Source organism: Pararhizobium gei (genome assembly GCF_029223885.1).
Taxonomy (GTDB): domain Bacteria; phylum Pseudomonadota; class Alphaproteobacteria; order Rhizobiales; family Rhizobiaceae; genus Pararhizobium; species Pararhizobium gei.
The window spans coordinates 4070734-4094954 of sequence record NZ_CP119409.1 but is presented as its reverse complement, the minus strand read 5'-3'; the positions used below and the strand labels follow the sequence as shown (position 1 = coordinate 4094954).

Sequence of the window (24221 nt, the reverse complement as noted above, 5' to 3'; positions counted from 1 at the left end):
CACCTCCATGTGTGAATTTTTATTCACCCTTAGTCGAAGCGAATGACATGGTCGAGCGATTGACGGCGTCTTTCCAGGTGTTGCGCTTGCCTTGCAAATCGAAAGCGCGCGGTTGCAAAATATTTCCGGCACGCGGCAGGGCCGCGATCGCGGCGAGGTCGGGCCAGACCCCCAGAGACAGGCCCGCCAGATAGGCGGCCCCCAGCGCCGAAGCCTCCGGAGCGTCGCACTGGATGATGGGGTGTTCAAGCATGTCGGCGACACACTGCATCAGGAAGGTGTTTTTGCTCGGCCCACCATCGGCAAAGAGCCGGCCGAGCGGTGTCGGTGATTGCGCCGACATCGCCTCAAAGACGTCCCGGACCTGAAAGGCCATGGAATCCGTCACCGCGCGGGCCATCTGGGCGCGGGTCGTGTTGAAGGTGATGCCGGAAAACAACGCTCGCGCATCCGCGTGCCAGTAGGGTGCGCCAAGTCCGACAAAGGCCGGCACGAAGCCAGGCCCCATGGGTTCTGCGGTGGCGGCAAGATCCGTCAGGGCCTGCACGTCGGGGAGGGCCAGCATCTCGGCCATCCAGGGCAGGGCGGCGGCGGACACGAGAATATTTCCCTCGAAGGCAAAGGTCGGTTTACCGGCAATGGACCAGGCAATCGTCGTGGTTATGCCGTGGCGCGGCGCGATGAAGCGCGGCAGCGTCGTCATGATGGAGGAGCCGGTGCCGAACGTGACCTTGCCGTCGCCAGGGTTGAAGGCTCCGTGTCCGAACAGTGCGGCATGGCTGTCGCCGATCGCCGCGCAAATCGGAATGCCGTCGCGAAGTCCCGCGACATTTTTCGTCACGCCGAACGAGGACGCACTGTCGCGAACCTGCGGCAGGCATGATTTCGGCACGCCGAACAGCGTGCAAAGCTCGTCGCTCCATGTCCGGCTGTTAAGATCATAAAGCTGGCTGCGGGCCGCATTCGACGCGTCGCATGCGTGAACCGCGCCGCCCGTCAGGCAGTGGATCAACCACGCATCAATTGTGCCCAGTCGCGCTTCGAACCCGGGGGGAACGCGGTCCAGAAGCAATTTCATCTTGGGGCCGGGGAACATCGGATCGATGGGCAGGCCGGTGAGCTCCTGTACACGGGAAGCATGGCCTGCGGCAATCAACGCGGCGCAAGCGGGTGCGCTGCGACGGCATTGCCAGCTGACGACCGGGCCAAGCGGTTCTCCCGTGGCCGCATCCCAGACGGTGACGGATTCGCGCTGGTTGGAAACCGCGATGCCCAAGATGTCGGAATTGGGGCCGGCTTGCAGACAGATAGCGATTGCCTCCTGCACGGAAGCCCATATGCGCATCGGGTCTTGCTCGACCCAGCCGGGCTGCGGGTGTTCTATGCCGACGGAAGCCGACCCGCGCGACAGGATGTCTCCGGTCGTGGAAACAAGCACCGCTTTGGAATTGGTGGTGCCCTGATCAATGGCGAGTATGGCGGTCGTCATGGTTGCTCCGACAGGCGAAAATAGGGCGCGGCATCAGGGAGGTTTTGCCGCGCCCGGCACGTCATCTGGACCCGCTATACTAGGCGCGGGAAGACTTTCGTGCGATCAATGCGATAGCTGCCTCGGCAATGGCTAAGGGAGACATGCCGAATTCATCCAGCAGGAATTCAGCCGACCCGGTCGGTGCAAAAATGCCGGGTACGCCGAGAATTTTCATGGGTACTGGCGCTTCGGCGACAACGACTTCTGCAATCGCCGAACCCAGGCCGCCGAAGGTGGAATGTTCTTCCGCCGTGAGAATGGCGCCGGTGTCCTGAGCCGCGGCCACCACAGCCTCGACGTCGATGGGCCGAACCGTTGCCATATTCAGCACACGCGCCTCGATCCCCTGTTCCGAAAGAAGGCTGGCGGCCGTCATGACGCGGTGGGTCAATGTGCCGTTGGCGATCAGCGTCACTGCATCGCCATCCCGAAGCAGGTTCGCCTTGCCAAGTTCGAATGTATGACCGGCTGTCAGCAGATCCGGCACGCCGACGCGCGACAGGCGAAGGAACACGGGGCCGTCATAGCTGGCTGCCCATTCCACAGCCGCAGCCGTCTCGATCGAATCGCAGGGTGCGATCACAGGCAAATTCGGCAACACCCGGAGCCAGGCAAAGTCTTCGATGGAATGATGGGTCGGCCCCAGCTCGCCATAGGCCATGCCGGAGGAAATGCCGATCAGCTTCACATTGGCGTTCGAATAGGCGATGTCGGCCTTGATTTGTTCGAGCGAGCGTCCTGTGAGAAAGCAGGCGGCGCCGCAGACGAAGGGCAGAAGGCCGCCATTGGCAAGGCCGGCACCGACGCCCACCATATTTTGTTCGGCAATGCCGACATTCACTAGCCGCTCCGGCCATTTTCCCTTGAAGCCGCCCAGTTTCGATGAGCCGACCGAGTCGTTGCAAACTGCCACGATCCTTGGATTCTCGGCTGCGAGACGCTCCAGAACGGCAACAAAGGCATCGCGGCAATCATGCAGCTTGGGTGGGGTTGTCAAAGCGTTCATCACATTCCCTCCGAAAGCTCAGCCACGGCGATCTTGTATTGTTCGGCACTGGGCACCTTGTGGTGCCAATCGACCGTGTCCTGCATAAACGAGATGCCTTGTCCCTTATTGGTGTGGGCGACGATGCAGTGCGGGCGCCCCCCCCGCTGCTCCAACGCTGGAATGATCTGCGTCATGTCGTTGCCGTTGATTTCGGATACATCCCAACCGAAGGCTTCGAGTTTGGCCGGAAAGGGCGCCAGATTGTTGGTGTCCTTCAGGGCGGCACCTTGCTGGAAACGGTTGTGGTCGATGATCAAAGTCAGATTGTCGAGGCCGAACTGCGCAGCAGACGAAATGGCTTCCCAGTTGGAACCTTCCTGCATCTCGCCATCACCGGTCATGACGTAGGTGTGGTAGGCAGCGCCAGTCAGTTTGGCGGCTTTCGCTATACCGACGGCGACCGGTAGACCATGGCCGAGCGGCCCGGTATTTGTCTCCACACCGGGCACCTTGTTGCAGTTTGGATGCCCGTTCAGACGTGAATGCGGCTTCAGGAAGGTGCTGATTTCCTCTTCGGGCAGGAAGCCGCGTTTGGCCAGCGTCACATAGAGGGCAAGCGCAACATGCCCCTTGGAGAGGATGAAGCGGTCACGGTCTGGATGTTTCGGCTGATCCGGCCAAATTCGCAGCACGCGAAAATAGAGCGCGGTAAGAATGTCGATGGCGGACATCTCGCCGCCGATATGGCCAGCGCCGGCTTCAAAAACCGCCTGCAGATCGCGAAGGCGAATCTGCCGGGCGATGCTGTCGAGATCGTTCGGCTGCATGAATCCCTCATAATGCATAAATATTCATATTCCTATATAATTGCAGTGTTTGAATTCAAGTCAAGCTAATTTTGCAGCTTTTGCCGTATAATTGATCATTCTTGATATTGACATGACGTCTATCGATCATATACGAATTTACACACGGTCATGCATATTTATGCAAATAATCAATCGTGACTGGCTTTGATGGGAATGGGAGAACGTCATGCTTGCGGTTCCGAAGGAGAAGCAGGGTATTGCTGCTAGCCAGATCTTTGCCTCGCTGCGCGGGGCCACAGGTCCCCTCATCGGCTTGCTTTTCCTATGTCTTTTCCTGACGCTCGTGACAGACAGGTTCCTTTCAGTCCGCAACTTTCTGAACGTTCTGGACCAGATCACTGTCTTGGGAGTGATGGCCGTGGGCATGACGATGGTCATCCTCATCGGCGGCATCGATCTGGCCGTAGGGTCAGTCATGGCATTGGCAATGATGGTTCTCGGCTACCTAAATGTCGTTGTCGGCCTCCCGATGGGTGTCGCAATCCCGGCAGCGCTGCTGGTTGCATCGTTGAACGGTCTGATTGCCGGGCTTCTTATCACCCGATTCAACGTGCCCGCCTTCATTGCGACCTTGGCCATGATGTCGATTTCGCGCGGCGTCGCCAACATGATTACCGACGGTCAGCAGATCATTGGCTTTCCGGCCTGGTTCAACATGATGGCCATCGTGCGCTTCGGCGGGTTCCTGACGCTGACGGTTGCGGTGATGTTTGCCGTGTTCCTGATCGGCCTGCTTTACCAGCGCTATCGCCACGGCGGACGCATTCTTTATGCCATCGGCGGCAATGCCGAAGTGGCGCGGCTTGCCGGGATCAATGTGCAGACCGCGACGGTACTCGTTTACGTCGTCAGCAGCTTTCTGGCCGGTTTGTCCGGTATGGTTCTCGCAGCGCGGCTCGACTCCGTGCAGCCATCGTCGGGCGTATCCTATGAACTCGACGCTATCGCGGCTGTCGTCATCGGCGGTACGTCGCTTTCCGGCGGCACGGGCGGGATCGGCGGCACCATCATCGGCGTGCTCATCATCGGCGTTTTGCGCAACGGGCTCAACCTGCTCAGCGTATCACCCTTCCTGCAGCAGGTGATCATTGGTGCCGTCATTGTTCTGGCGGTTACGGCTGAGACCTACAAGAAGCGACGGTAATCGATTTCATCCGGTCGCGATGGCGTTCCGGATGCTGATATCGGCCAGCAATGGTGCAGGCCGGCAAGGGAGAGGGCTCCTGCAGAGCAGGACGCCGACATGTTCAACTCGGAGGAGAAACCATGAAACTGTCCAGATTTCTGATGGCTGCCACTGCGGCCGCGCTTATGATGTCCCCGTTCGGCGCTTCGGCCGCGGAGGTCAAGAAGATTGGCCTCGCCGTTCCGAACCTTCAGGCGGACTTCTTCAACCAGATCAAGCTCGGCGTCGAAAAATACGCCAAGGAAAAAGGCATCGAGGTCATCGTCGTCGATGCGAAGAACGATACTGCTACCCAGGTCAGCCAGGTGCAGGACCTGATGACCCAGGGGATTGATGCGTTCATCTACATCCCCGCAGGTGCGGCCGCGGCCGCCGTGCCGACCCGTCTCGCGCGCGAAGCCGGCATTCCCGTGATCAACGTCGACCGTGTGCCGGACGGTGCGCCGGGCGACACCTTCATCGCGGGCGAAAGCGTCGAATCTGCCTACGCCGTGTGCAAGCACATCATCGAAAAGGCCGGCGGCAAGGGCAAGATGGCCATCATCCACGGCCAGAAGGGCACCACGCCCGAAGTCGATCGCTTCACCGGTTGCAAGCGCGCCATCGACGAGAATACCGGCGTCGAACTGGTCGATCAGCAGTGGAGTCAGATGTGGTCGGCGGACGAGGGCTTCTCGATCGCGCAGAACATGCTGCAGGCAAATCCTGACATCACCATCATCTTCGGCCAGGCTGACGGTCTGGCGATGGGTGCGGCCAAGGCCATGGACGTTGCCAACCTTTCCGACAAGGTGATCATCGGCGGCTATGACGGGGACGGTTCGGCACTCGAATATCTTGCAAAGTGCAAGGGACCGTTCATCGCCACCGCGACGCAGAGCACGCAGAAGATGGGCGTTCTCGCGGTCGAATCGGCGCTCGCCGTTGCTGCAGGCCAGAAGGTCGAAGAGCGTCAGACACCGAATGCCGTTCTAACGACCTGCGACAACGCGCCGGAATTCGTCAAGAATCATCCGTAACCTGTCTTGAACGAAAGGCAGCAGCGCCATGACAACACAGCCTTCCATCCTGTCGCTCCGTGGAATCCGGAAATCCTACGGACCGGTCAAGGTGTTGCACGGGATCGATTTCGATGTCGGTCCCGGTGAAGTCGTGGCGCTGCTGGGCGAAAACGGTGCCGGAAAATCGACGCTGTCGAACATTATTTCCGGTACCGTGCAGCCGTCTGACGGCAAGATGACATGGCTTGGGGCGCCCTATGCCCCGGCTGATCCCCGCACTGCCATGGATCTTGGCGTCGGTATGATCCACCAGGAACTGAAGCTGCTGCCGAAGCTTTCGATCGCGGAAAACGTCTTTCTCGGCCGCTATCCGATGCGCGCCGGGCGGATCGACCGAAAAGCGATGGAGGAGCGCGCCCGCGCCGGCCTGCAACGGCTTGGTCTCGACGTGCCGCCCGACCGTCTTGTCGAAGGGCTGTCGACCGGCAAGCAGCAATTGATCGAGATCGCCAAGGCGCTGACGCTGAATGCGCGCCTGTTGATCCTCGACGAGCCGACCGCGGCGCTTGGCGGCGAGGAAACGCAGCTCCTGTTCCAGCAAATCAAGCGCTTGAAGTCCGAAGGCGTAGGGATCGTCTATATCTCGCATCGTCTCGAGGAAATACGGCAGATTGCCGACCGAATCGTCGTCATGCGCGATGGTGCCAAAGTGAAGGAATTTGCCGAGGGCGATGCGCCTATCCGTGCCATCGTCGAGGCAATGGTCGGCCGCTCCCTGGAGCGTATGTTCCCCGCACTGCCAGCGGCCGCAGATGAAGTGACGCTTGAAGTTCGAGACCTCACCTCGCCGTCGAACACGTTTAGAAATATCAGCTTTTCGGTTCGCAAAGGCGAAGTCTTCGGTATCGCCGGGCTCATGGGTGCCGGGCGCACGGAACTTGTTCGCGCCATAACCGGAGCGGACCCTATTTCCGCTGGCGAGGTGCTGCTGCACGGCAAGCCCGTGACGCCGCGCTCGCCGATCGACGCAATCCGCAACGGCATCGTGCTGGTCCCGGAAGACAGGAAGCTTCAGGGCGTCGTGCTCGATCACTCGATCGCGGAAAACATCGCCTACGCCAATCTGGGCGAAATCTCCAGTAAGGGTTGGATCTCGTCCCGCCGGCTCCATCAGTTCGCTGATGAGTATATCAGGCGGTTCGGCGTCAAGGGACGCGGCAAGCAGAAAGCCGGCGAACTTTCCGGCGGCAACCAGCAGAAAGTCGTGCTGGCCAAGTGGCTGGCGCGCAAGCCGCAGGTCGTGGTTCTGGACGAGCCGACGCGCGGCATCGATGTCGGTGCCCGATCATCGATCTATGACCTGATCATCGATCTGGCTCGGGAGGGCGTCGCGGTGATTGTCGTCAGCTCCGATCTCGAGGAGGTTCTCGGGGTCTCCAGCCGTATCATGGTCATGGCACAAGGCAAGCAGGCCGGCATTCTGGACCGCAAGGACGCGAACGACGTCTCGGTGATGGAACTGGCAACCATCTGAACAGGAAACTAAACATGTCCGACATAATGCTCAACGCGCCGAAACTGTTCGATCTTTCCGGCAATATCGCCCTGGTGACAGGGGCCGGCAGCGGTATCGGCCAGCGCATCGCCATGGGGCTGGCACAATGCGGGGCGGATGTCGCTCTGCTTGACCGACGCAGCGATGATGGGTTGGCGAACACCGCCGATTTCATCGCCAGGGCAGGCCGGCGCAGCATCCAGATTGCGGCGGATGTCACCAGCAGCGCAGCATTGAACGATGCGGTCACCCGCACGGAAGCCGAGCTGGGCGCACTGACCCTTGCCGTCAATGCTGCCGGGATCGCCAATGCCAATCCTGCAGAAGAGATGGAGGAAAGCCAGTTCCAGACGATGATCGACATCAATCTGAAAGGTGTGTTCCTTTCCTGCCAGGCTGAATCCCGGGCAATGCTGAAGAACGGACGAGGCGCGATCGTCAACATTGCCTCAATGTCGGGTGTCATCGTCAATCGCGGCCTCAACCAGTGCCACTACAATGCCTCGAAAGCCGGTGTCATCCACATGTCGAAATCCATGGCGATGGAGTGGGTCGGCCGCGGTATCCGGGTCAACACGATCAGTCCGGGCTACACGGCAACACCGATGAATACCCGCCCGGAAATGGTGCACCAGACGAAACTTTTCGAAGAGCAGACACCCATGCAGCGCATGGCGACCGTCGACGAAATGGTAGGTCCTGCCGTCTTCCTGTTGTCGAATGCAGCAAGCTACGTAACCGGCGTTGATCTTCTCGTCGATGGCGGCTTTTGCTGCTGGTGATGAAGCAACCACGGTTGGATTTCGCGGCTACACTGATTGCGCTGTTTCCAATGCCGGTTCGCGCGGATCGATGCCGTGCGGCTTGCCATAAAGGCCGATATTGGTATCGCCCCAGCTTTTGAGGGCAAGAAGGATCGGCTCCATGCTCCAGCCGAGAGGAGACAAGCTGTATTCCACCTTCGGCGGCACTTGCGCATAGACCTTGCGGCTGATCAGGCCATCTTCTTCCAACTCGCGAAGCTGGTTTGTCAGCATGCGCGGCGTCACATTCACGACGTGCCGGCGGATTTCACTGAAACGTAGCGTGCCAGACAGAAGATGGAACAGGATCACCGATTTCCACTTGCCGTCGATGAGACCGATGGCTGCCTCGACGGAACAGCCGGGGGAACAGTCGAAGCGGGAATAGCGTGCCTTGGCCATTACAGTATCCTTTTTGATACTACATGCTTATTTTGTGCGTATTGATAGATTGCGATCATAAGGCCATTGTTGGCTTACATCAACAGCTTCAATGCCAAGGAGTAGAACTGTGAAAGCAATCGGATATAAGATAGCTGGCGCAATAGATCGTCACGATTCCCTTCTCGACATCGACCTTCCCCGTCCGACGCCGTCGGCGCGCGACATACTGGTGGAGGTTGCGGCGATATCCGTCAATCCCGTCGATACCAAGGTCCGCAAGACAGTCTCGGCCGAACAGGACCAGTGGAAGGTGCTGGGCTGGGATGCCGCCGGCACGGTGGTCGATGTCGGTCCGGAGGTGGTGGATTTCAAAGTCGGCGACACGGTGTTTTATGCGGGATCTCTGACCCGGCCCGGTGCGAACAGTGAGTTCCATCTGGTCGACGAGCGCATAGCCGGGAGAAAACCGACGACCCTGTCGAACGCACAGGCCGCAGCGCTGCCGCTGACAGCGATCACAGCCTGGGAAATGCTGTTCGACAGACTCGACATCCGCAAGCCAGTGCCAGGTGCCGCCAACGCTGTCGTCATCATCGGCGGCGCGGGCGGTGTCGGCTCCATCGCTATCCAACTTGTCCGGGCGCTGACGGACCTGACGGTTATCGCCACTGCATCCCGACCGGAAACGCAAGACTGGGTGAAAAGCCTTGGAGCGCATCATGTCGTCGACCACAGCAGGCCGATTGCAGAACAGGTCGCCGCCTTGGGCATAGGTGCTCCCGCCTTCGTCTTCTCCACCACAGAGACCTATCGCCATCTGAAGGAGATTATCGAGTTGATTTCGCCGCAGGGCCGGTTCGGGCTCATCGACGATCCGGAAAGTCTCGATGTGCTCGGGTTCAAGCGCAAGGCGGTTTCCGTTCATTGGGAGTTGATGTTTACCCGTTCGATCTTCCAGACGGCCGATATGGACGAGCAGGGCAAACTGCTCAATCAGGTTGCCCAACTGATTGACAGCGGCAAAATCCGCACCACGGTCACTGAAACCCTGTCACCCATCAATGCCGCAAATCTCAAGACGGCACATGCCAAGCTCGAAAGCGGAAAGTCCAAAGGCAAGGTGGTTCTGGAAGGTTTCTGACTTGTTCTGTGGAGTCGCTTGTGAAAAGCGGCTCCTTCCTCCCCACAACAAAAGAGCGTCTCCTTTCGGGATGGACGAGACAACCTGCCATAGCGCCCGTGGCTTGAAGATTTTAGGCCTTTTCGGGAGGCCGATCTAAAATATCAGCCCCCTTCAACGAGGCAAGGGGTTTTTGGCAATGCAACGCCGGAACAAACCCATCCGCCACGGGTTCACTGTCGACCCACACCGTGGGGCCTGGCGTTGATGCGGCATGGGGAAAATTTCCGGCATTTGCCGGAATGAAATGATGAAGAAGCCGTAACACGGAGAATCGAACCGAGCATTATCGGAAGACGACAGTGACAAATCGGTCGCCGCTATCGTCCGTGGGTGGTTGTTTTATCATGAAAGGAATTTGGCATGACGGATCATAACGCCGACGCAGCGGTCGTGGGGGAAATTGAAACCTTGCGTGCAGCTTTGCCCCTGTGGCTGGTCAGCACGGTGGAGCTTGTTGAACTGGCAGAAAATGCAGAACGCGCAGCGAGAGAGGTCAATCCCGAAACAGAGCATCGGTCTCGGGAGCTCATCGTCGAAGTTGCCCAGTGGCAGCAGAAACTGAGCGATTGGCAGCAACTGCAACTTAGTCCTCGCCTTTCTGCGGAATTACGCATTCTGAAAGCAACACTGGATGCCTCCATGGACGAAGCGAACGCTGCGGCCGGCAAACTTAAACTGTTCGGATAAGACTGTCTTTGTCTTGGCTGCACACCGGTCTCTACCGCTTGTGATCAGGGCAACTAGACGGATTTCAGCCATTCCGCCAGCTCGCTCTCTGCGCGTTCAAGCGCGCTGTAGTTGAGAAGCTTGCGCAGCATCGCGATGGTTACCGCCCTTGCTCTCAGGTTGAAGCGGCCATCTTCGTGGTCGTCTGTTGCTGTTTGATAGACGTCAAGCTTTTCATACAGCTGCTGCAATCTGTTCTGGACGCTGCGAAGCGACAGATTGCGCCTCCTGGCAATGGCCCGATCCGTCAGGCCAAGCGCGATATCGACCAGAATTTCATACTCCGTGTCGCTGAACCCCTTCGTCTGCCCCAGGCTCTTTTGCTGCATTCCGCGCACCTCCCGGTCGATGACGCATTGCGCCTCGACGAAGATGCTGCGCAAAGCCAGTTTCAAGCGTTCGTCGGAGGCGGACTTGAGCACATATCCGTAAGCCGCGCCGTCCGGCACGATGCGGGAAACGCCCCGTACATAGGCTTCATCGGAATAGTTCGACCAGAAGAGAATGCGCGTATCCGGCCGCTCTTTCCAGATCGTACGGGCGGCCTCTATGCCGTTGCGATTGTTCATCTGCAGATCCATCACGATGTGGGCAGAGCGGTGGTCGCGGGCAAGGTGTTCGCCCATGGTACCGCTTTCCGCCTCGATCACGGTTTCGCACTCCGGCAGGGCGGCGCTGACGGCTTCATGCAGGTAGGAGCGGTGCAGGGGGTCGTCTTCGACGATCAGGACTTTCATATTTCGTTCCTCGGGTCTGGCTGGCGCGACGTTTGCGCCGCCACAGGCAAATGCACGCCGATGGCGGTCCCGAGATTGTTTCGACCGGCACCGATGGAAAACCTGGCAGAAATGAGCCGGGCCCGCGTTTTCATATTGTCGATACCGCCACCATTGCGGCGCCGCTGCTTGGCGATGCCGACACCGTCGTCATAAACCTCGACGGACAGTCCGTCCTGTTGCTTGCCCAGCCGCACCACGATGCGGTCCGCCTGCGCATGGCGCACGGCGTTGTTGATCGCCTCCTGGGTGATGCGAAACAGCGCAACGCAGACGGTCGGATCCAGGCTGTCGACACTGCCCTCCGTCTCATCGATCAACTGGCGATCGATCGAGAGGCCACTGTCGCGCACCGACCGGTCGAGATGGTTCTCCACAGCCTGGACAAAGCCGAAAAGCTGAAGGACGGAGGGTTTGGCCTCCTCGATGATCTGGCGGAGATCCTGCATGCAGTGCTGCAGGCTGCGCACTAGGGGTTCCAATGCCTCTCCGGCAATGTCCGGCTCATGGGTAAGCCGTTCCAGCCGGCGGGACAGGCGCGTAAGGTCGGCCAGCGTCTGATCGTGCAGGTCCATGCCGATGCGCTGCCGTTCACGCTCCAGGGCCTCCGTCAGCTTGAGCGCGCCAAGCCGCAATCCTTCTTCGCGAGCCCGTGCCTCGGCCTCGACGATCGCCGATTGCTGCGCCTGTCCCGCAGCCCGCAAGGCAAAAAAATAGGGCGAAAGCAAATCTGCGATGGAGCGGGCATTGACGATATCTTCCATCGTATACAGTCCCGCCTGATGCGACGAACAGCTGAGTGCGCCGATGATGTCTCCTTCGACCTTGAGCGGCACATGGATTCGGCTGCGCAGCCCCTGGTCGAAAATCGGCAGGGTGAAGGCGTTCTCGAAGTTGAAGCGCGGATCGGTTCCTGCATCGTCGGTGAGAAAATACGAGACCTCGCCCCAGAGAAGCGCCCGGATCGGGCTGTCCGAAACGAGCGCCGGCGGGCGATTGCCCCAGGCCGTTTCGAGGCCGGTCTCATAAGCCGTGTGGTATTTTCCGCCATGCATGATGATGCAGACGTCGAGATGGTCATGCGGAATGATATGGGAGATCTGCGCGGCTACTGCACGGATGGCTGATCGGAACTCAAGCTGTCCGGCAAGCAGGCGCGATATTCCCAGATAATGTTCGAGAAGCACCGATGGCGCCATCTTGAGCATGCAGCATCTCCTCCCGCCGACCCTGTCCCGCCTCCACGGTCAAAGTCCGGCTTGTTTCCTTATCCCTCAGTAAGCGCCCGAAGGGCAGCGCGCGTCCTGCAGGATCCCGCATCATCTACAGCAGATACCGCAAACACGCTGCTTCAATCTTCCTATGCAAGTCTCCTGTTCTATACCATCCTGCATGAGCCGGGAGGAGGAAGCTCGGCACATCACAAACGCTCGTCACCGCTTCGGCCAAGATGGAAAGATCCTGCTCGATGAAAGCCGGATCAACTGGGAGAGAGAGATGAATTTCAAGAAGATGCTTCTGGCATCGGCAGCACTTGCGTGCGCCGCCATGCCTATTCAGGCGATGGCCGACACGGCCGCCAAGAAGATTGCGCTGTCCAACAACTATGCCGGCAATTCCTGGCGGCAGGCGATGCTGACAAGTTGGGAAAAGGTGACCGGCGAAGCCGTAAAGGCCGGGGTCGTTGCGGCGGCAGATCCCTTTACAACCGCCGAAAACCAGGCGACCGAGCAGGCAGCACAGATCCAGAACATGATCCTGCAGGGCTATGATGCCATCGTGATCAATGCAGCGTCTCCGACTGCGCTGAATGGCGCGGTCAAGGAGGCCTGCGATGCCGGCATCACAGTCGTGTCCTTCGACGGCATCGTAACCGAACCTTGCGCATGGCGCATCGCCGTCGATTTCAAGGAGATGGGCCGCAGCCAGGTCGAATACCTGTCCAAGAAAATCCCGGCCGGTGGCAACCTGCTGGAAATCCGTGGTCTTGCCGGCGTTTTCGTGGATGACGAGATTTCCGCCGGTATCCATGCCGGCGTGGCGCAATTCCCGCAGTTCAAGATCGTCGGCTCCGTGCACGGCGACTGGGCGCAGGACGTGGCCCAGAAGGCCGTCGCCGGCATCCTCCCCAGCCTGCCCGAGATTGCGGCCGTCGTTACCCAGGGTGGCGATGGCTATGGCGCGGCAGAAGCCTTCGCAGCCGCCAAACGCCCGATCCCGACCATCGTCATGGGCAATCGGCAGGACGAGCTGAAATGGTGGAAGGAACAGAAGGATGCCAATGGTTATGAAACCATGTCTGTTTCGATCGCACCGGGCGTATCGACCCTTGCCTTCTGGGTTGCCCAACAGATTCTCGACGGCAAGGACGTGAAGAAGGACCTTGTCGTCCCGTTCCTCAGCATCAGCCAGGATACGCTGGAAACCAATCTGGCCAGCACCCAGGAAGGCGGCGTTGCCAATGTCGAATATTCACAGGCCGATGCCGAAAAGGTCATAGCGGACGCGAAATAAACGATTCTCCCACCTTATGGTTCTGTCTGGTTTTGGGACCCGACAGAACCATGCCTTTCCGGGAATGCAAGCATGACGGCAATACCGCTGCGGCACGCGGTCATCGAGATTGCGGATGCCAAGGTCACCTTTGGTGCGGTCAAGGCGCTTGATGGCGTGACGTTGAGAATTCTGCCGGGCGAGTGCGTTGGCCTGGTCGGACACAACGGTGCCGGGAAATCGACGATCGTCAACGTCATCAATGGCGGATTGTCACCGCATCAGGGCACCATCGCCTGCGCAGGAGAGACTATGCAGCGTTACGGCATTGCTGCTGCCCGCGCCAATGGGATACGCTGCGTCTTCCAGGAACTGTCGCTCTGCCCGAACCTGACGGTTATCGAAAATACGCGCATCATGCACCGCACGCTCACGGGCTGGGGCTGGCGTCGGCGGGCGGCCCGCGTCATCGGCGGCAAGCTCGATGAGATCTTCCCTGGCCACGGGATCAACCCCGGCGATGTCGTCAGCGATCTTTCGATCGCACAACGACAGATGGTGGAGATCGCCACGGCCTTCTCGCAGGTCGCGCAACCCGTGAAGCTCGTCATTCTCGATGAGCCCACCTCGTCGCTCGACGCGAGGCTTGCGACCCAGTTGCTGGATTATGTCCGCAGCTTCGTCGGGACCGGCGGATCGGTGATCTTCATTTCCCACATCCTGGGCGAGATACTGTCAACCTCCAACCGTATCGTCGTGATGAAGGACGGCAAGGTGGTGAGTGAGCGGCCGGCCGATGAATTCGACGAGCACAGTCTGGTCGCGGCCATGGGCAGCGTGGTCAAGCGGCGCGATCAAGAGAGACGCGTTTTGGACATCGCAAGCCTGACACCTCTTCTGTCGCAGCCCCCGCGTCGCGGCAAGGGTCTCGCCTTCGAGGCCTTCCCTGGTGAAATCATCGGTCTTGCCGGCCTCGGCGGGCATGGCCAGACCGATATGCTGATTGATCTCTATCTGGCCCGTACCGGCAACTGGTTGCGCGGGCGAAAAGCTGCGCTTGCCTTCGTCGCCGGGGATCGCGCACTGAACGGCGTCTTTCCGCTGTGGAGCATCCTGAAGAACCTGACGATCGCCGATCTTGCCGGCCTCTCCCGGCGGGGCTTCGTCAGCGAGCCGGCCGAAGCCAGTCTCGGAAAGGCCTGGAAAGAACGTATCGAGATCCGCACACCGGATGTTGATAACCCTATTTTGTCGCTGTCCGGCGGCAACCAGCAGAAGGTGCTGTTTGCCCGCGCGCTGGCGACGCCGGCAGCCGCGGTGCTGATGGACGATCCGATGCGCGGCGTCGACATCGGCACCAAGCAGGAGGTCTACGCCATTCTGCGGGCCGAGGCGGACAGGGGACGCACATTCGTCTGGTACTCGACGGAGATGGACGAAGTCTGCCTTTGTGACCGGGTCTATGTCTTCAACAATGGTGTGATCGTCGCCGAACTCAAGGGAGACACCGTGACGGAGAAGAATGTCCTGGCCGCTTCCTTCATGGGTGCCGCAGCATGAGGAAAGTCCTATCCTCTGATACAATCCGTCTTTTGCTACCCGCCTTGTCGCTGACCATTCTCTTGATCTCCGTCTTCTACCTGCAGCCGCGGGCCATGAGCTATATCGGACTGAACCTTCTTTTCAATCTGGCAGTACCGATTGCGCTCGCCACCATCGCCCAGATGCTCATCATGACGGTCAACGATCTGGATCTGTCGATGGGGACTTTCGTCAGTTTCGTTGCCTGTGTCGCTGCGACATTCCTGCAGGCCACTCCCGTCATTGGAATTCTCATCCTTGCCGCCTCGATTGCCGTCTATGCTGCACTTGGCATTCTGATTCATGCCCGCAATCTTCCGTCCATCGTCGTCACGCTCGGCATGAGTTTCGTCTGGAGCGGCCTTGCAGTCCTCATACTGCCAGCGCCGGGCGGGCAGGCGCCGGAATGGGCGCGGGCCGTGATGATCTCGCGACCACCGCTGGTCCCGATGGCAATCATCGCCTGCGTCATCATTGCAGCGGTCTCGCATTTCGTCATCATGCGCTCCTCCTTCGGCGTCATCCTGCGCGGCGTCGGCGGCAATGCCCGGTCCGTGGAGCGCGCCGGCTGGTCCATCCTGGGAGCCCGGGCGGCGACCTACGCGCTTGCAGCGCTTTTTGCTATTCTCGCCGGCATCTCGCTGGTGGGACTGACGACCTCCGCCGACGCCAATATCGCGCTTCGCTACACGCTTCTGTCGATTGCCGGTGTCATTCTGGGCGGGGGCGAGTTCACGGGCGGCCGGGTCTCTCCGATCGGCGCGGTTATCGGCGCATTGACGCTGACGCTTGCCGGTTCGTTTCTTTCGTTCCTGCGCATCTCGCCGGACTGGCAGATCGGCGCGCAGGGTGCGATCCTGATCGTCGTGCTGGGGCTCCGTCTGTTGCTCAATCTCCTCGAGAACCGGGGGAAGCAATGATGAAGACGTTCGCTATTTTATCGCGCAAAGCCTGGATCTGGTCTTTTGTCGCCGCCTTCGTCGTCTGGATCGCCACGCTCCTGTTTACCGGCGGTGCAGGCACAATCGGCCTCAGCCAGGCGGCGCTGACATTTGCGGCCTTCTCCATCCTTGTCGGTATCGGCCAGATGTTCGTGATCACGCTTGGGCCGGGCAATATCGATCTCTGCGTTCCTGCCACCATGACGCTTGCGGGCACAGTCGCCCTGAAATTCATGCAGGTCGATAACTCACTGATCCTGCCGGGACTTGCCGTCGCCATTGCCATCGGCGTCGCGGTCGGCATCGGCAATTATGCCCTGATCAAGCTCCTGCAGATCCCGCCGATCATCGCGACGCTGTCGATGAGCTTCATCGTCCAATCAACGGCGATCTGGACCAATCGCGGCCTTCGCATCAAACCGCCGGAAGCCCTCGCTAAATTCACCACAGCGACGACGATCGGGATCCCGAATGTCGCTCTCGTTGCCTTGATCCTCTCGGTTCTCGCTTTCATCCTCTTGCAAAAGACGGTCTACGGACGCTGGATCGCGGCGATCGGCCAGAGCATCCGCGCCGCCCGGATGGCCGGCATCCCCGTCGATGGCACGCGCTTCGCCACCTATGTCCTTTGTTCCGTTCTGGCCGCGATCTGCGGCTACCTGCTTGCCAGTTTCTCCGGCGGTGCCGCGCTCAACATGGGATCGGAATATCTGCTGATGTCGATCGCCGTCGTCGTCATCGGCGGCACGGCGGTTGCCGGCGGCAACAGCAACGTGGCCGGAATCTGGGGAGCCTCGCTTTTCATGTTTCTTGTCGTCTCCATGCTCAATACCTATGGGGCCGGCGCCGGCATCAGGCTGATCATGACGGGCCTCATCATCATTGCCGTCATCGTGGTCGCAGGCGGCCGCAATCCAAACCAACGTTAGTCCGGTCCAGTCCCATGCTTCAAACATCTCCCTACGAAGTCCATGATCCAAGATTCAAGGCGCTGTTCATCGGCAGTGTCGCGCTTGAAGAACTTTGCACCGGCTGCCGTTGGGCCGAAGGCCCGGTCTGGTTCGACGATGCGCAACACCTCGTCTGGAGCGACATTCCCAACCAGCGGATGATGCGCTGGGTGCCGGATGGCGGGGTCTCCGTGTTCCGCGCACCGTCGAACTTCACCAACGGCAATACCCGCGACCGGCAGGGCCGGTTGATTTCCTGCGAGCACGGCACACGGCGCGTCACCCGCACGGAGACGGATGGCTCGATCACGGTTCTGGCCGACAGCTATCAGGGCAGACGGCTCAATTCTCCCAACGATGTGATCGTCCGCTCGGACGACACCATCTGGTTCACCGATCCGACCTACGGCATTCTATCGGATTACGAAGGGTATCAGGCAAATCCGGAACAGCCGACCCGCAATGTCTACCGGCTGGATCCCTCCACCGGCGATCTCGCCGCTGTGGTCAGCGATTTTCTGCAGCCGAACGGCCTGGCCTTTTCACCGGACGAAACCAAGCTCTATGTCGCCGACAGCGGTGCCAGCCACGACGAAACCGCGGCTCGCCATATTCGGCTTTTTGACATCGGCCCCAACGGGTCGCTGTCGGGCGGAAGGGCTTTCTGCACGATCGATAATGGTATTCCGGATGGACTGCGCGTCGATGTGAGCGGCAATCTCTGGTCTAGCGCTGCCGATGGAGTGCACTGCTTTGCGCCTGACGGCACCCTGATCGGCAAGATCAAGGTGCCGCAGACGGTCGCCAATCTTACGTTTGGCGGCCAGCGCCGCAACCGTCTGTTCATCACGGCCACACAGTCGCTTTATGCCATCTATCTCACGACATCAGGCGCAACATGGCCGCGCTGATGAAGGCGGATTAAAGGGGCCGCCCGTCGGCTGTTGCCGGGCACAATTCAAGTTCTCCACTACTATTTTATGATGTACCCGTCCTTGCACGGCCAACGCTTTTGTGAACTTCTGGCATTGGCTACAGGATTGCCATGCGCAGTCTTCGAGGAGGAAAAATGCGGGTCGTTTTAGAGCAGCTTGAGGCGCGGCGAACCGAGGCAAGGCTCGGCGGCGGGAAAAAGCGCATCGACGCGCAGCATGCCAAGGGCAAGCTGACGGCGCGGGAGCGGCTCGAGGTTCTTCTGGACGAAGATTCGTTCGAGGAATACGACATGTACGTCACCCACCGTGCGGTGGATTTCGGTATGGCTGAACAGAAGGTCGCAGGCGACGGTGTCGTCACGGGCTGGGGCACGATCAACGGCCGGCAGGTTTACGTCTTCTCCCAGGATTTCACGGTTCTCGGCGGTTCGCTGTCGGAAACCCATGCCCAGAAAATCTGCAAGGTCATGGATATGGCCATGCGAAACGGCGCGCCGGTGATCGGGTTGAACGATTCCGGAGGTGCCCGCATCCAGGAAGGCGTTTCCTCGCTTGCCGGCTATGCCGAGGTCTTCCGCCGCAATGCCGAGGCGTCGGGCGTCATTCCGCAGATTTCGGTCATCATGGGTCCCTGCGCCGGCGGCGCTGTCTATTCGCCTGCCATGACCGACTTCATCTTCATGGTGCGCGACAGTTCCTACATGTTCGTCACCGGCCCGGATGTGGTCAAGACGGTCACCAACGAGATCGTCACGGCCGAAGAACTGGGCGGTGCGTGCACGCACACGAAAAAATCCTCCGTCGCCGATGGATCTTACGAGAACGATATCGAAACGCTGGAGCATGTGCGCTTGCTGTTCGATTTCCTGCCGGCCAACAACCGTGAGAAGCCGCCAGTACGACCGTTCCATGACGATCCGGCCCGCATCGAGATGCGGCTCGACACGCTGATCCCGGGCAGTTCCACCAAACCCTATGATATGAAGGAACTCATCCACGCGGTCGCCGACGAGGGCGATTTCTTCGAACTGCAGGAAGCCTTTGCGAAAAACATCATCACCGGCTTCATGCGGCTCGAAGGACAGACGGTCGGCGTCGTCGCCAACCAGCCTATGGTTCTGGCTGGCTGCCTGGATATTGACAGCTCGCGAAAGGCTGCCCGTTTCGTTCGCTTCTGCGATGCCTTTTCGATTCCCATCCTGACGCTGGTCGATGTTCCCGGCTTCCTGCCCGGTGTCGCGCAGGAATATGGCGGTGTCATCAAGCACGGTGCCAAGCTGCTGTTTGCCTATTCACAGGCAACCGTGCCGATGGTGACGCTGATCACGCGAAAAGCCTATGGCGGCGCCTATGACGTGATGGCCTCGAAGCATATCGGGGCGGACATCAATTATGCCTGGCCAACCGCCGAAATCGCCGTCATGGGCGCCAAGGGCGCCACCGAAATCCTGTACCGCTCCGAACTGGGCGATGCACAAAAGATCGCAGGACGCACAAAGGAATACGAGGAACGCTTCGCCACCCCCTTCATCGCCGCCGAACGCGGTTTTATCGATGAAGTGATCATGCCGCACTCATCCCGTCGCAGGATTGCGCGAGCGTTTGCCTCGCTTAAGGGCAAGCGCAAAGAGCAACTGTGGCGCAAGCACGATACGATACCGTTGTAAGGCGGGATTTTCCGATCAAAAATCGCGGTGAAATTGCCTGTCTCATTATTTGAACGGCAAGGAAATCGGGCATCGCCAGCACCCCCGTCTGTTCTGTTGCGACCGTGATGCGCTGCATGCGTGCGCGGCAGAAGAGGCCGTGCTTATCGGGCAGGCTCTTTCAGGCGGCTTCACGCTGTCGAGCCCGATGCTGCCTCTGTTCAAAACCGGCGTTTCGTTGAATTGCTTGGTCTGGCATCTGCCTGCGGTGGCTGAAATGAGAACGGTTGGAAAACTACGGCGTCATGCAGCCGTCACGGACAGACGATATTGCAGCCACATCCGCCAACGCACGATGTCAAAAGCGAGGTTTTACATGCGTCTTCTTCTTGCGGCACTCGCCGCCACGACCATTCTTACGGGCGCCGCCCATGCCACCACCGTCTATCCGCTGGACAGGGCAACGATCCTCGCCGGTTCGCCCTTCGATTTCAAGGTCGAGCTGAACGGCGTCGTGAAGCCGGAAGATGTAAAGGTCACCGTCAACGGCGAAGACTACAAGACCCTGTTCGGGTCGGATGCCGAATTCGTTGCCGATGAAAAAGGCAAGGAAGACAAAAGCCTGGGGTCAGCGCTTGTTCTGCGCGCACTGAAGCTTTCCAAGCCGGGCGCCTATAAAGTGGACGTTACCTCGGGCACCGAGACCAAATCCGTAACCTGGGATGTCTACGGCACAGCCGAAGCGCCGAAGGCGAAGAACGTCATCTTCCTTCTTGCCGATGGCTTGTCGGTGGCGCACCGCACCGGCGCGCGTCTGATGTCCAAGGGCATGACCGAAGGCAAGGCCAATGGCCGCCTGAACATGGACGATCTTGACCGCATGGCCTTCATCGGCACATCCGCCACGGACGCGATCGCAACGGACAGCGCCAACACCATGTCGGCCTACATGACCGGCCACAAGGCGGCGGTCAATGCGCTCGGCGTCTATGCCGATCGCACGCCTTCCAGCCTTGACGACCCCAGGGTCGAGACCATTGCCGAAGCTGTGCGCCGTACCTCGACGAAATCCATCGGCGTCGTTTCGACGGCGGAAATCGAAGACGCGACGCCAGCCGCCGTCGTCTCCCATACCCGCAAGCGCGCCGACAAGGCCGATATCGTCGGCATGTTCCTCGACGTTCAGCCGGATGTCATCCTCGGCGGCGGTTCCGCTTACTTCCTGCCGCAGGCGACGCCGGGCTCGAAGCGCAAGGACGACAAGGATTACATCCAGCTGTTCAAGGATGCGGGCTACGCGCTGGCGACCGACAAGACCGAACTGGACTCCGCTGCCGGCAACAACACCGGCAAACTTCTCGGCCTGTTCCACACCGGCAACATGGACACGCTCCTTGACCGCAAATTCCTGAAAAAAGGCACCGTCGACAAGTTTCCGAACCAGCCGGGCCTCGTGGACATGACTAAGGCAGCCCTTAGCGAGCTGTCCAAGAACCCGGAAGGTTTCTTCCTGATGGTGGAAGCGGCTTCGGTCGACAAGATGTCGCATCCGATGGACTGGGATCGTGCGCTGTATGACACAATCGAATTCGACCAGGTCGTTGGTCTGGCCCGCGAATTTGCCGAAAAGAACCCCGACACGCTGATCGTCGTCACCGGCGACCATGCGCATGGCGTTTCCATCATCGGCACGATCGACGACAGCAAGCCGGGTACGGAAATGCGGGAAAAGGTGGGCGTTTATGCAGAGGCCGGCTTCCCGAACTATGAAGACAAGGATGGCGACGGGTTCCCCGACAAGGTCGATGTGAGCAAGCGTCTGGCTGTCTTCTCCAACAACTACCCGGATTACTACGAAACGTTCCGCCCGAAGATGGACGGACCGTTCGAGCCGTCGATCCAGAACGAAAAGAAGGAATATATCGCCAATCCGGCCTATAAGGATATTCCGGGCGCCGTGCTGCGCGAGGGCAATCTTCCGCGCACCTCCGACAGTGCCGTTCACGCCGTCGACGACGTCGTGCTGCAGGCAACCGGTCCTGGCTCGGAAGAATTCAAGGGCTATATGGAAGAAAGCGATGTTTATCGCGTTCTTGCCGATGCATTTGCCCTTGGCGCACCGACCAAGGTCGCCGGCAAGTAATCTGCCGATTTGAATGTCGTTCCGGGCGGTCTGCACCGCCCGGAATTTTGCGTTTCTTTCCTCTGCAAGGATAGGTGCTATGTCGAACACTCGGCCATCTGCAAATCATCCAAGGCTTTCTCTGTGCAGGCGTCATTTCCTCACAGCCTTGGTGCTGGTGCCGCTATCGGCTGGCGCTTCACGCCAAACGCTTGCGGCAAATGCGGAAATCGGCTTTGACGATCTCTACGGCAAGATCAGCGTACTCGGGCTGGAATTTTCGCAGAAGGTGAAAGACTTGACGGGGCAATCCGTCACCATGAGCGGCTTCATGGCGCCACCTCTCAAGGCAGAAGCCAATTTCTTCGTCCTGACGGAAATCCCGATGTCGATCTGCCCGTTCTGCTCGTCGGATTCCGACTGGCCGGACAATATCGTCGTGATCTATCTCGACGAAAAGCAGACCTTCGTTCAGCCGGGGACGCGCATCGATGTTTCCGGAACTCTGGAAATGGGCAGCTGGACGGACCCGGAAACCGGCTTCGTCAGCAGGCTGCGTCTGCGTGATGCCCGCTACTGGACTGCCTAGATGCTCGCGCTTAGGCTTGAAGCAGTTTCGATGTCCTTTCCCGGTCTTTCGGCTCCTGTGCTGGACATCGCGTTTTTGGACATCGCGGCAGGCAGCCGTATCGCTGTCAACGGGGCCTCAGGCTCGGGCAAGAGTACGTTGGTCAACATCATCACCGGGCTTGAGCGCTGCACGAGTGGACGGGTCGAATGGGGCGGCACGGATATAGCGGTCCTGTCCGAAAGCCGTCGTGACCGGTGGCGGGCGATCAATATCGGCCTTGTCATGCAGGATTTTCATCTTTTTCCGGGCCTTTCGGCGCTCGACAATGTGCTTCTTCCGGCTCGGCTTTCCCGGGATATCAGCGCTGATGTCATCGAGCGGGCTCGATTGCTGCTGCGGAAAACCGGGCTGAACCGTCCCGATCAGCGCATTGAGACCATGTCGCGCGGCGAGATGCAGCGCGTCGCCGTTGCCCGGGCCCTTGTCCGCAGACCCGGCGTGATCGTCGCGGACGAGCCGACAGCCAGCCTCGACGCTGGCAGCGGCCATGCGGTCGGCGATCTGCTGATCGAACTGGCGGAAGCAGAGAAAAGCACGCTGATCGTCGTCTCGCATGATGCCCGGCTGACCGCTCGCCTCGACCGGCGCATCGTCCTTGATTCCGGCCGTGTGGTCAGCGACACCGTCATGGAGCTTGCCGCGTGATCGGGTTCATTCTTGCCGACCTGCGCCGCCATTGGGGCGGCTCTTGTGTCGTCGTTCTTCTCGTCGCTCTGTCCGTGGCGCTCGGCGTCGCCGTCACCCTGCAGGAAAGAGCCTTGCGGCTGGGCAGCGCGCGGGCCGCCGACAAGTTCGATCTTGTGATCGGCGCCGCCGGTAGCGAGACACAGCTTGTCCTGTCCTCCGTCTTTCTTCAGGCGTCGCCGCTGCCGCTCATGGAGGGTTCCGTCCTTGCAAAGCTTAGCACCGATCCGCGGGTTGCCTGGGCAGCACCGATCGGTTTTGGCGATTCCTTTGCCGGCTATCCTGTCGTGGGGACGACAACGACGCTCGTCTCGAATATTTCGGCAGGGCTGCAGGAAGGCCGTGTTTTTGCCCGCGAAGGTGAGGCGGTGATCGGAGCGATGGTTGCCATGCCGCTCGGTACAATAATCAAGCCGATGCACGGAACGGCTGAAGAGGGCGGCAAAACCCATACGGAACTTGCCTACACCGTGTCCGGCCGTCTCCTGCCGACCGGCACTGCCTGGGACAAGGCGATCCTCGTTCCGATACAGGCTGTCTGGCACATTCATGGCATGGGTGAAGACCACCACGAGGAGGCCGAGGGCGGCATCGCCCCATCCTTCGATGCCGACGATCATGACAATCACGACCATGACGGCGTTGCCAGCCCGGATGCACCCCTTAAGGAGACCTGGACGGATCACATGCCGGGCCTGCCTGCGATTCTCGTCAAGCCGAGAACGATCGCAGACGCCTATCGTCTCCGGCAGGACTACCGCGCCGGCCCGACGCTTGCCGTTTTCCCCGGAGAGGTTCTGACCCGGCTTTACGGCACGCTGGGCGATGCAAAGCTCGTGTTGTTTGCCGTTGCGGTCAGCACGCAGGTTCTGATCGCAGCCGCGCTGCTTCTGGTAACGGTCATTCATGTCGGGCAGCGAAGGCGGCAGATCGGCGCTTTGCGGGCTTTTGGCGCTCCGCGTACCGCCTTGTTCGCGATCGTCTGGCTGGAACTGTTCATTCTGATCGCCCTCGGCGTCGGGCTGGGCTTCCTCATCGGCTTTGCCGGTTCGGTTGCGATTGCCAATGTGATGTCAAGCGACAGCGGCGTTACCCTCCCGGTTGCCTTTGAGATGCAGGACATCGTCTTTGCGGCATTGCTTCTCGCCTCGGCTGCAATCCTGGCCGCCCTTCCAGCCTTCATCGCCTACAGGCAGCCCCCGGCGGCGGCACTTAGGAGTTGAGACGTTGCAGCCC

At 59.8% G+C, this 24221-nt stretch carries 22 protein-coding genes; 16 read left to right on the top strand and 6 right to left on the bottom strand.

Going from position 1 to position 24221, the window contains the following annotated elements:
• Positions 1 to 19: 19 nt before the first annotated feature.
• From PY308_RS19800 to PY308_RS19790, 3 genes are all read right to left on the bottom strand, one after another.
• The gene (locus tag PY308_RS19800) at positions 20 to 1489 is read right to left on the bottom strand and encodes an FGGY family carbohydrate kinase (protein ID WP_275786059.1); all 1470 of its coding nucleotides are present in this window, start codon (positions 1487 to 1489) and stop codon (positions 20 to 22) included.
• 79 nt (positions 1490 to 1568) lie between these two features.
• Positions 1569 to 2537 (bottom strand): transketolase family protein, encoded by a 969-nt coding sequence (locus PY308_RS19795; protein WP_275786056.1) that lies wholly within the window; start codon positions 2535 to 2537, stop codon positions 1569 to 1571.
• On the bottom strand, positions 2537 to 3346 hold the full coding sequence (locus tag PY308_RS19790; RefSeq protein ID WP_275786054.1) for a transketolase: 810 nt from the start codon (positions 3344 to 3346) through the stop codon (positions 2537 to 2539). Before PY308_RS19790 ends, PY308_RS19795 begins: the two co-directional genes overlap by 1 nt.
• Positions 3347 to 3554: 208 nt before the next feature.
• On the opposite strand from PY308_RS19790, the gene PY308_RS19785 reads away from it, so the two are divergent.
• The 4 genes from PY308_RS19785 to PY308_RS19770 all read left to right on the top strand — a co-directional run bounded on the left by PY308_RS19785 (position 3555) and on the right by PY308_RS19770 (position 7912).
• Positions 3555 to 4532 (top strand): ABC transporter permease, encoded by a 978-nt coding sequence (locus tag PY308_RS19785; RefSeq protein ID WP_275786052.1) that lies wholly within the window; start codon positions 3555 to 3557, stop codon positions 4530 to 4532.
• Positions 4533 to 4654: 122 nt separating this feature from the next.
• Positions 4655 to 5593, top strand: coding sequence for a substrate-binding domain-containing protein (locus tag PY308_RS19780; protein WP_275786050.1), 939 nt, complete (start codon positions 4655 to 4657; stop codon positions 5591 to 5593).
• Positions 5594 to 5621: 28 nt separating this feature from the next.
• On the top strand, positions 5622 to 7109 hold the full coding sequence (locus PY308_RS19775; RefSeq protein ID WP_275786048.1) for a sugar ABC transporter ATP-binding protein: 1488 nt from the start codon (positions 5622 to 5624) through the stop codon (positions 7107 to 7109).
• A 14-nt stretch (positions 7110 to 7123) separates the two neighbouring features.
• Positions 7124 to 7912 carry an SDR family oxidoreductase gene (locus PY308_RS19770; RefSeq protein ID WP_275786045.1) on the top strand — a complete coding sequence of 263 codons (789 nt, stop codon included), beginning with the start codon at positions 7124 to 7126 and terminating at the stop codon, positions 7910 to 7912.
• Between the two features lie 27 nt (positions 7913 to 7939).
• Here PY308_RS19770 and PY308_RS19765 read toward each other — a convergent pair whose 3' ends face one another.
• Complete coding sequence (locus PY308_RS19765; protein ID WP_275786043.1) at positions 7940 to 8335, bottom strand: winged helix-turn-helix transcriptional regulator; 396 nt, start codon at positions 8333 to 8335, stop codon at positions 7940 to 7942.
• Positions 8336 to 8444: 109 nt separating this feature from the next.
• On the opposite strand from PY308_RS19765, the gene PY308_RS19760 reads away from it, so the two are divergent.
• A complete protein-coding gene (locus tag PY308_RS19760; protein WP_275786040.1) occupies positions 8445 to 9458 on the top strand; it encodes a zinc-binding alcohol dehydrogenase family protein in 1014 nt (337 codons plus the stop codon).
• A gap of 402 nt (positions 9459 to 9860) precedes the next feature.
• Entirely contained in the window at positions 9861 to 10187 is a 327-nt protein-coding gene (locus PY308_RS19755; RefSeq protein WP_275786039.1) for a hypothetical protein, read from the top strand.
• 53 nt (positions 10188 to 10240) lie between these two features.
• Here the strand turns inward: PY308_RS19755 and PY308_RS19750 are convergent, their stop codons facing one another.
• Both PY308_RS19750 and PY308_RS19745 read right to left on the bottom strand, forming a co-directional pair.
• Complete coding sequence (locus PY308_RS19750) at positions 10241 to 10963, bottom strand: response regulator transcription factor (RefSeq protein WP_275786036.1); 723 nt, start codon at positions 10961 to 10963, stop codon at positions 10241 to 10243.
• Positions 10960 to 12210 (bottom strand): GAF domain-containing sensor histidine kinase, encoded by a 1251-nt coding sequence (locus tag PY308_RS19745; RefSeq protein ID WP_275786033.1) that lies wholly within the window; start codon positions 12208 to 12210, stop codon positions 10960 to 10962. The genes PY308_RS19750 and PY308_RS19745 overlap by 4 nt, the downstream gene beginning before the upstream one ends.
• 289 nt (positions 12211 to 12499) lie before the next feature.
• On the opposite strand from PY308_RS19745, the gene PY308_RS19740 reads away from it, so the two are divergent.
• From PY308_RS19740 to PY308_RS19695, 10 genes are all read left to right on the top strand, one after another.
• Positions 12500 to 13516 carry an ABC transporter substrate-binding protein gene (locus PY308_RS19740; RefSeq protein WP_275786030.1) on the top strand — a complete coding sequence of 339 codons (1017 nt, stop codon included), beginning with the start codon at positions 12500 to 12502 and terminating at the stop codon, positions 13514 to 13516.
• Between the two features lie 72 nt (positions 13517 to 13588).
• Entirely contained in the window at positions 13589 to 15055 is a 1467-nt protein-coding gene (locus PY308_RS19735; protein WP_275786027.1) for an ATP-binding cassette domain-containing protein, read from the top strand.
• Positions 15052 to 15996 carry an ABC transporter permease gene (locus PY308_RS19730; RefSeq protein ID WP_275786024.1) on the top strand — a complete coding sequence of 315 codons (945 nt, stop codon included), beginning with the start codon at positions 15052 to 15054 and terminating at the stop codon, positions 15994 to 15996. The genes PY308_RS19735 and PY308_RS19730 overlap by 4 nt, the downstream gene beginning before the upstream one ends.
• A complete protein-coding gene (locus PY308_RS19725) occupies positions 15996 to 16946 on the top strand; it encodes an ABC transporter permease (RefSeq protein WP_275791212.1) in 951 nt (316 codons plus the stop codon). Before PY308_RS19730 ends, PY308_RS19725 begins: the two co-directional genes overlap by 1 nt.
• A gap of 14 nt (positions 16947 to 16960) precedes the next feature.
• Positions 16961 to 17878, top strand: a complete 918-nt coding sequence (locus PY308_RS19720; protein ID WP_275786021.1) for an SMP-30/gluconolactonase/LRE family protein — start codon at positions 16961 to 16963, stop codon at positions 17876 to 17878.
• Between the two features lie 158 nt (positions 17879 to 18036).
• Positions 18037 to 19569: an acyl-CoA carboxylase subunit beta gene (locus tag PY308_RS19715; protein WP_275786019.1), complete on the top strand. Its 1533-nt coding sequence runs from the start codon at positions 18037 to 18039 to the stop codon at positions 19567 to 19569.
• A 355-nt stretch (positions 19570 to 19924) separates the two neighbouring features.
• On the top strand, positions 19925 to 21691 hold the full coding sequence (locus tag PY308_RS19710) for an alkaline phosphatase (RefSeq protein ID WP_275786016.1): 1767 nt from the start codon (positions 19925 to 19927) through the stop codon (positions 21689 to 21691).
• 79 nt (positions 21692 to 21770) lie between these two features.
• Entirely contained in the window at positions 21771 to 22259 is a 489-nt protein-coding gene (locus tag PY308_RS19705) for a hypothetical protein (protein ID WP_275786013.1), read from the top strand.
• Positions 22260 to 22946: an ABC transporter ATP-binding protein gene (locus tag PY308_RS19700; protein WP_275786010.1), complete on the top strand. Its 687-nt coding sequence runs from the start codon at positions 22260 to 22262 to the stop codon at positions 22944 to 22946.
• A complete protein-coding gene (locus PY308_RS19695) occupies positions 22943 to 24208 on the top strand; it encodes an FtsX-like permease family protein (RefSeq protein WP_275786008.1) in 1266 nt (421 codons plus the stop codon). The genes PY308_RS19700 and PY308_RS19695 overlap by 4 nt, the downstream gene beginning before the upstream one ends.
• The last annotated feature ends 13 nt before the right edge of the window (positions 24209 to 24221 follow it).

Excerpts from the sequence above, each read along its gene's own strand:
- PY308_RS19725 (WP_275791212.1), top strand. The coding sequence starts at position 15,996 with ATGAAGACGTTCGCTATTTTATCGCGCAAAGCCTGGATCTGGTCTTTT.
- PY308_RS19700 (WP_275786010.1), top strand. The coding sequence starts at position 22,260 with ATGCTCGCGCTTAGGCTTGAAGCAGTTTCGATGTCCTTTCCCGGTCTT.
- PY308_RS19785 (WP_275786052.1), top strand. The coding sequence starts at position 3,555 with ATGCTTGCGGTTCCGAAGGAGAAGCAGGGTATTGCTGCTAGCCAGATC.
- PY308_RS19770 (WP_275786045.1), top strand. The coding sequence starts at position 7,124 with ATGTCCGACATAATGCTCAACGCGCCGAAACTGTTCGATCTTTCCGGC.
- PY308_RS19765 (WP_275786043.1), bottom strand. The coding sequence starts at position 8,335 with ATGGCCAAGGCACGCTATTCCCGCTTCGACTGTTCCCCCGGCTGTTCC.
- PY308_RS19735 (WP_275786027.1), top strand. The coding sequence starts at position 13,589 with ATGACGGCAATACCGCTGCGGCACGCGGTCATCGAGATTGCGGATGCC.
- PY308_RS19720 (WP_275786021.1), top strand. The coding sequence starts at position 16,961 with ATGCTTCAAACATCTCCCTACGAAGTCCATGATCCAAGATTCAAGGCG.
- PY308_RS19710 (WP_275786016.1), top strand. The coding sequence starts at position 19,925 with ATGCGTCTTCTTCTTGCGGCACTCGCCGCCACGACCATTCTTACGGGC.
- PY308_RS19755 (WP_275786039.1), top strand. The coding sequence starts at position 9,861 with ATGACGGATCATAACGCCGACGCAGCGGTCGTGGGGGAAATTGAAACC.
- PY308_RS19780 (WP_275786050.1), top strand. The coding sequence starts at position 4,655 with ATGAAACTGTCCAGATTTCTGATGGCTGCCACTGCGGCCGCGCTTATG.
- PY308_RS19750 (WP_275786036.1), bottom strand. The coding sequence starts at position 10,963 with ATGAAAGTCCTGATCGTCGAAGACGACCCCCTGCACCGCTCCTACCTG.
- PY308_RS19800 (WP_275786059.1), bottom strand. The coding sequence starts at position 1,489 with ATGACGACCGCCATACTCGCCATTGATCAGGGCACCACCAATTCCAAA.
- PY308_RS19715 (WP_275786019.1), top strand. The coding sequence starts at position 18,037 with ATGCGGGTCGTTTTAGAGCAGCTTGAGGCGCGGCGAACCGAGGCAAGG.
- PY308_RS19730 (WP_275786024.1), top strand. The coding sequence starts at position 15,052 with ATGAGGAAAGTCCTATCCTCTGATACAATCCGTCTTTTGCTACCCGCC.
- PY308_RS19775 (WP_275786048.1), top strand. The coding sequence starts at position 5,622 with ATGACAACACAGCCTTCCATCCTGTCGCTCCGTGGAATCCGGAAATCC.
- PY308_RS19795 (WP_275786056.1), bottom strand. The coding sequence starts at position 2,537 with ATGAACGCTTTGACAACCCCACCCAAGCTGCATGATTGCCGCGATGCC.
- PY308_RS19740 (WP_275786030.1), top strand. The coding sequence starts at position 12,500 with ATGAATTTCAAGAAGATGCTTCTGGCATCGGCAGCACTTGCGTGCGCC.
- PY308_RS19790 (WP_275786054.1), bottom strand. The coding sequence starts at position 3,346 with ATGCAGCCGAACGATCTCGACAGCATCGCCCGGCAGATTCGCCTTCGC.
- PY308_RS19705 (WP_275786013.1), top strand. The coding sequence starts at position 21,771 with ATGTCGAACACTCGGCCATCTGCAAATCATCCAAGGCTTTCTCTGTGC.
- PY308_RS19745 (WP_275786033.1), bottom strand. The coding sequence starts at position 12,210 with ATGCTCAAGATGGCGCCATCGGTGCTTCTCGAACATTATCTGGGAATA.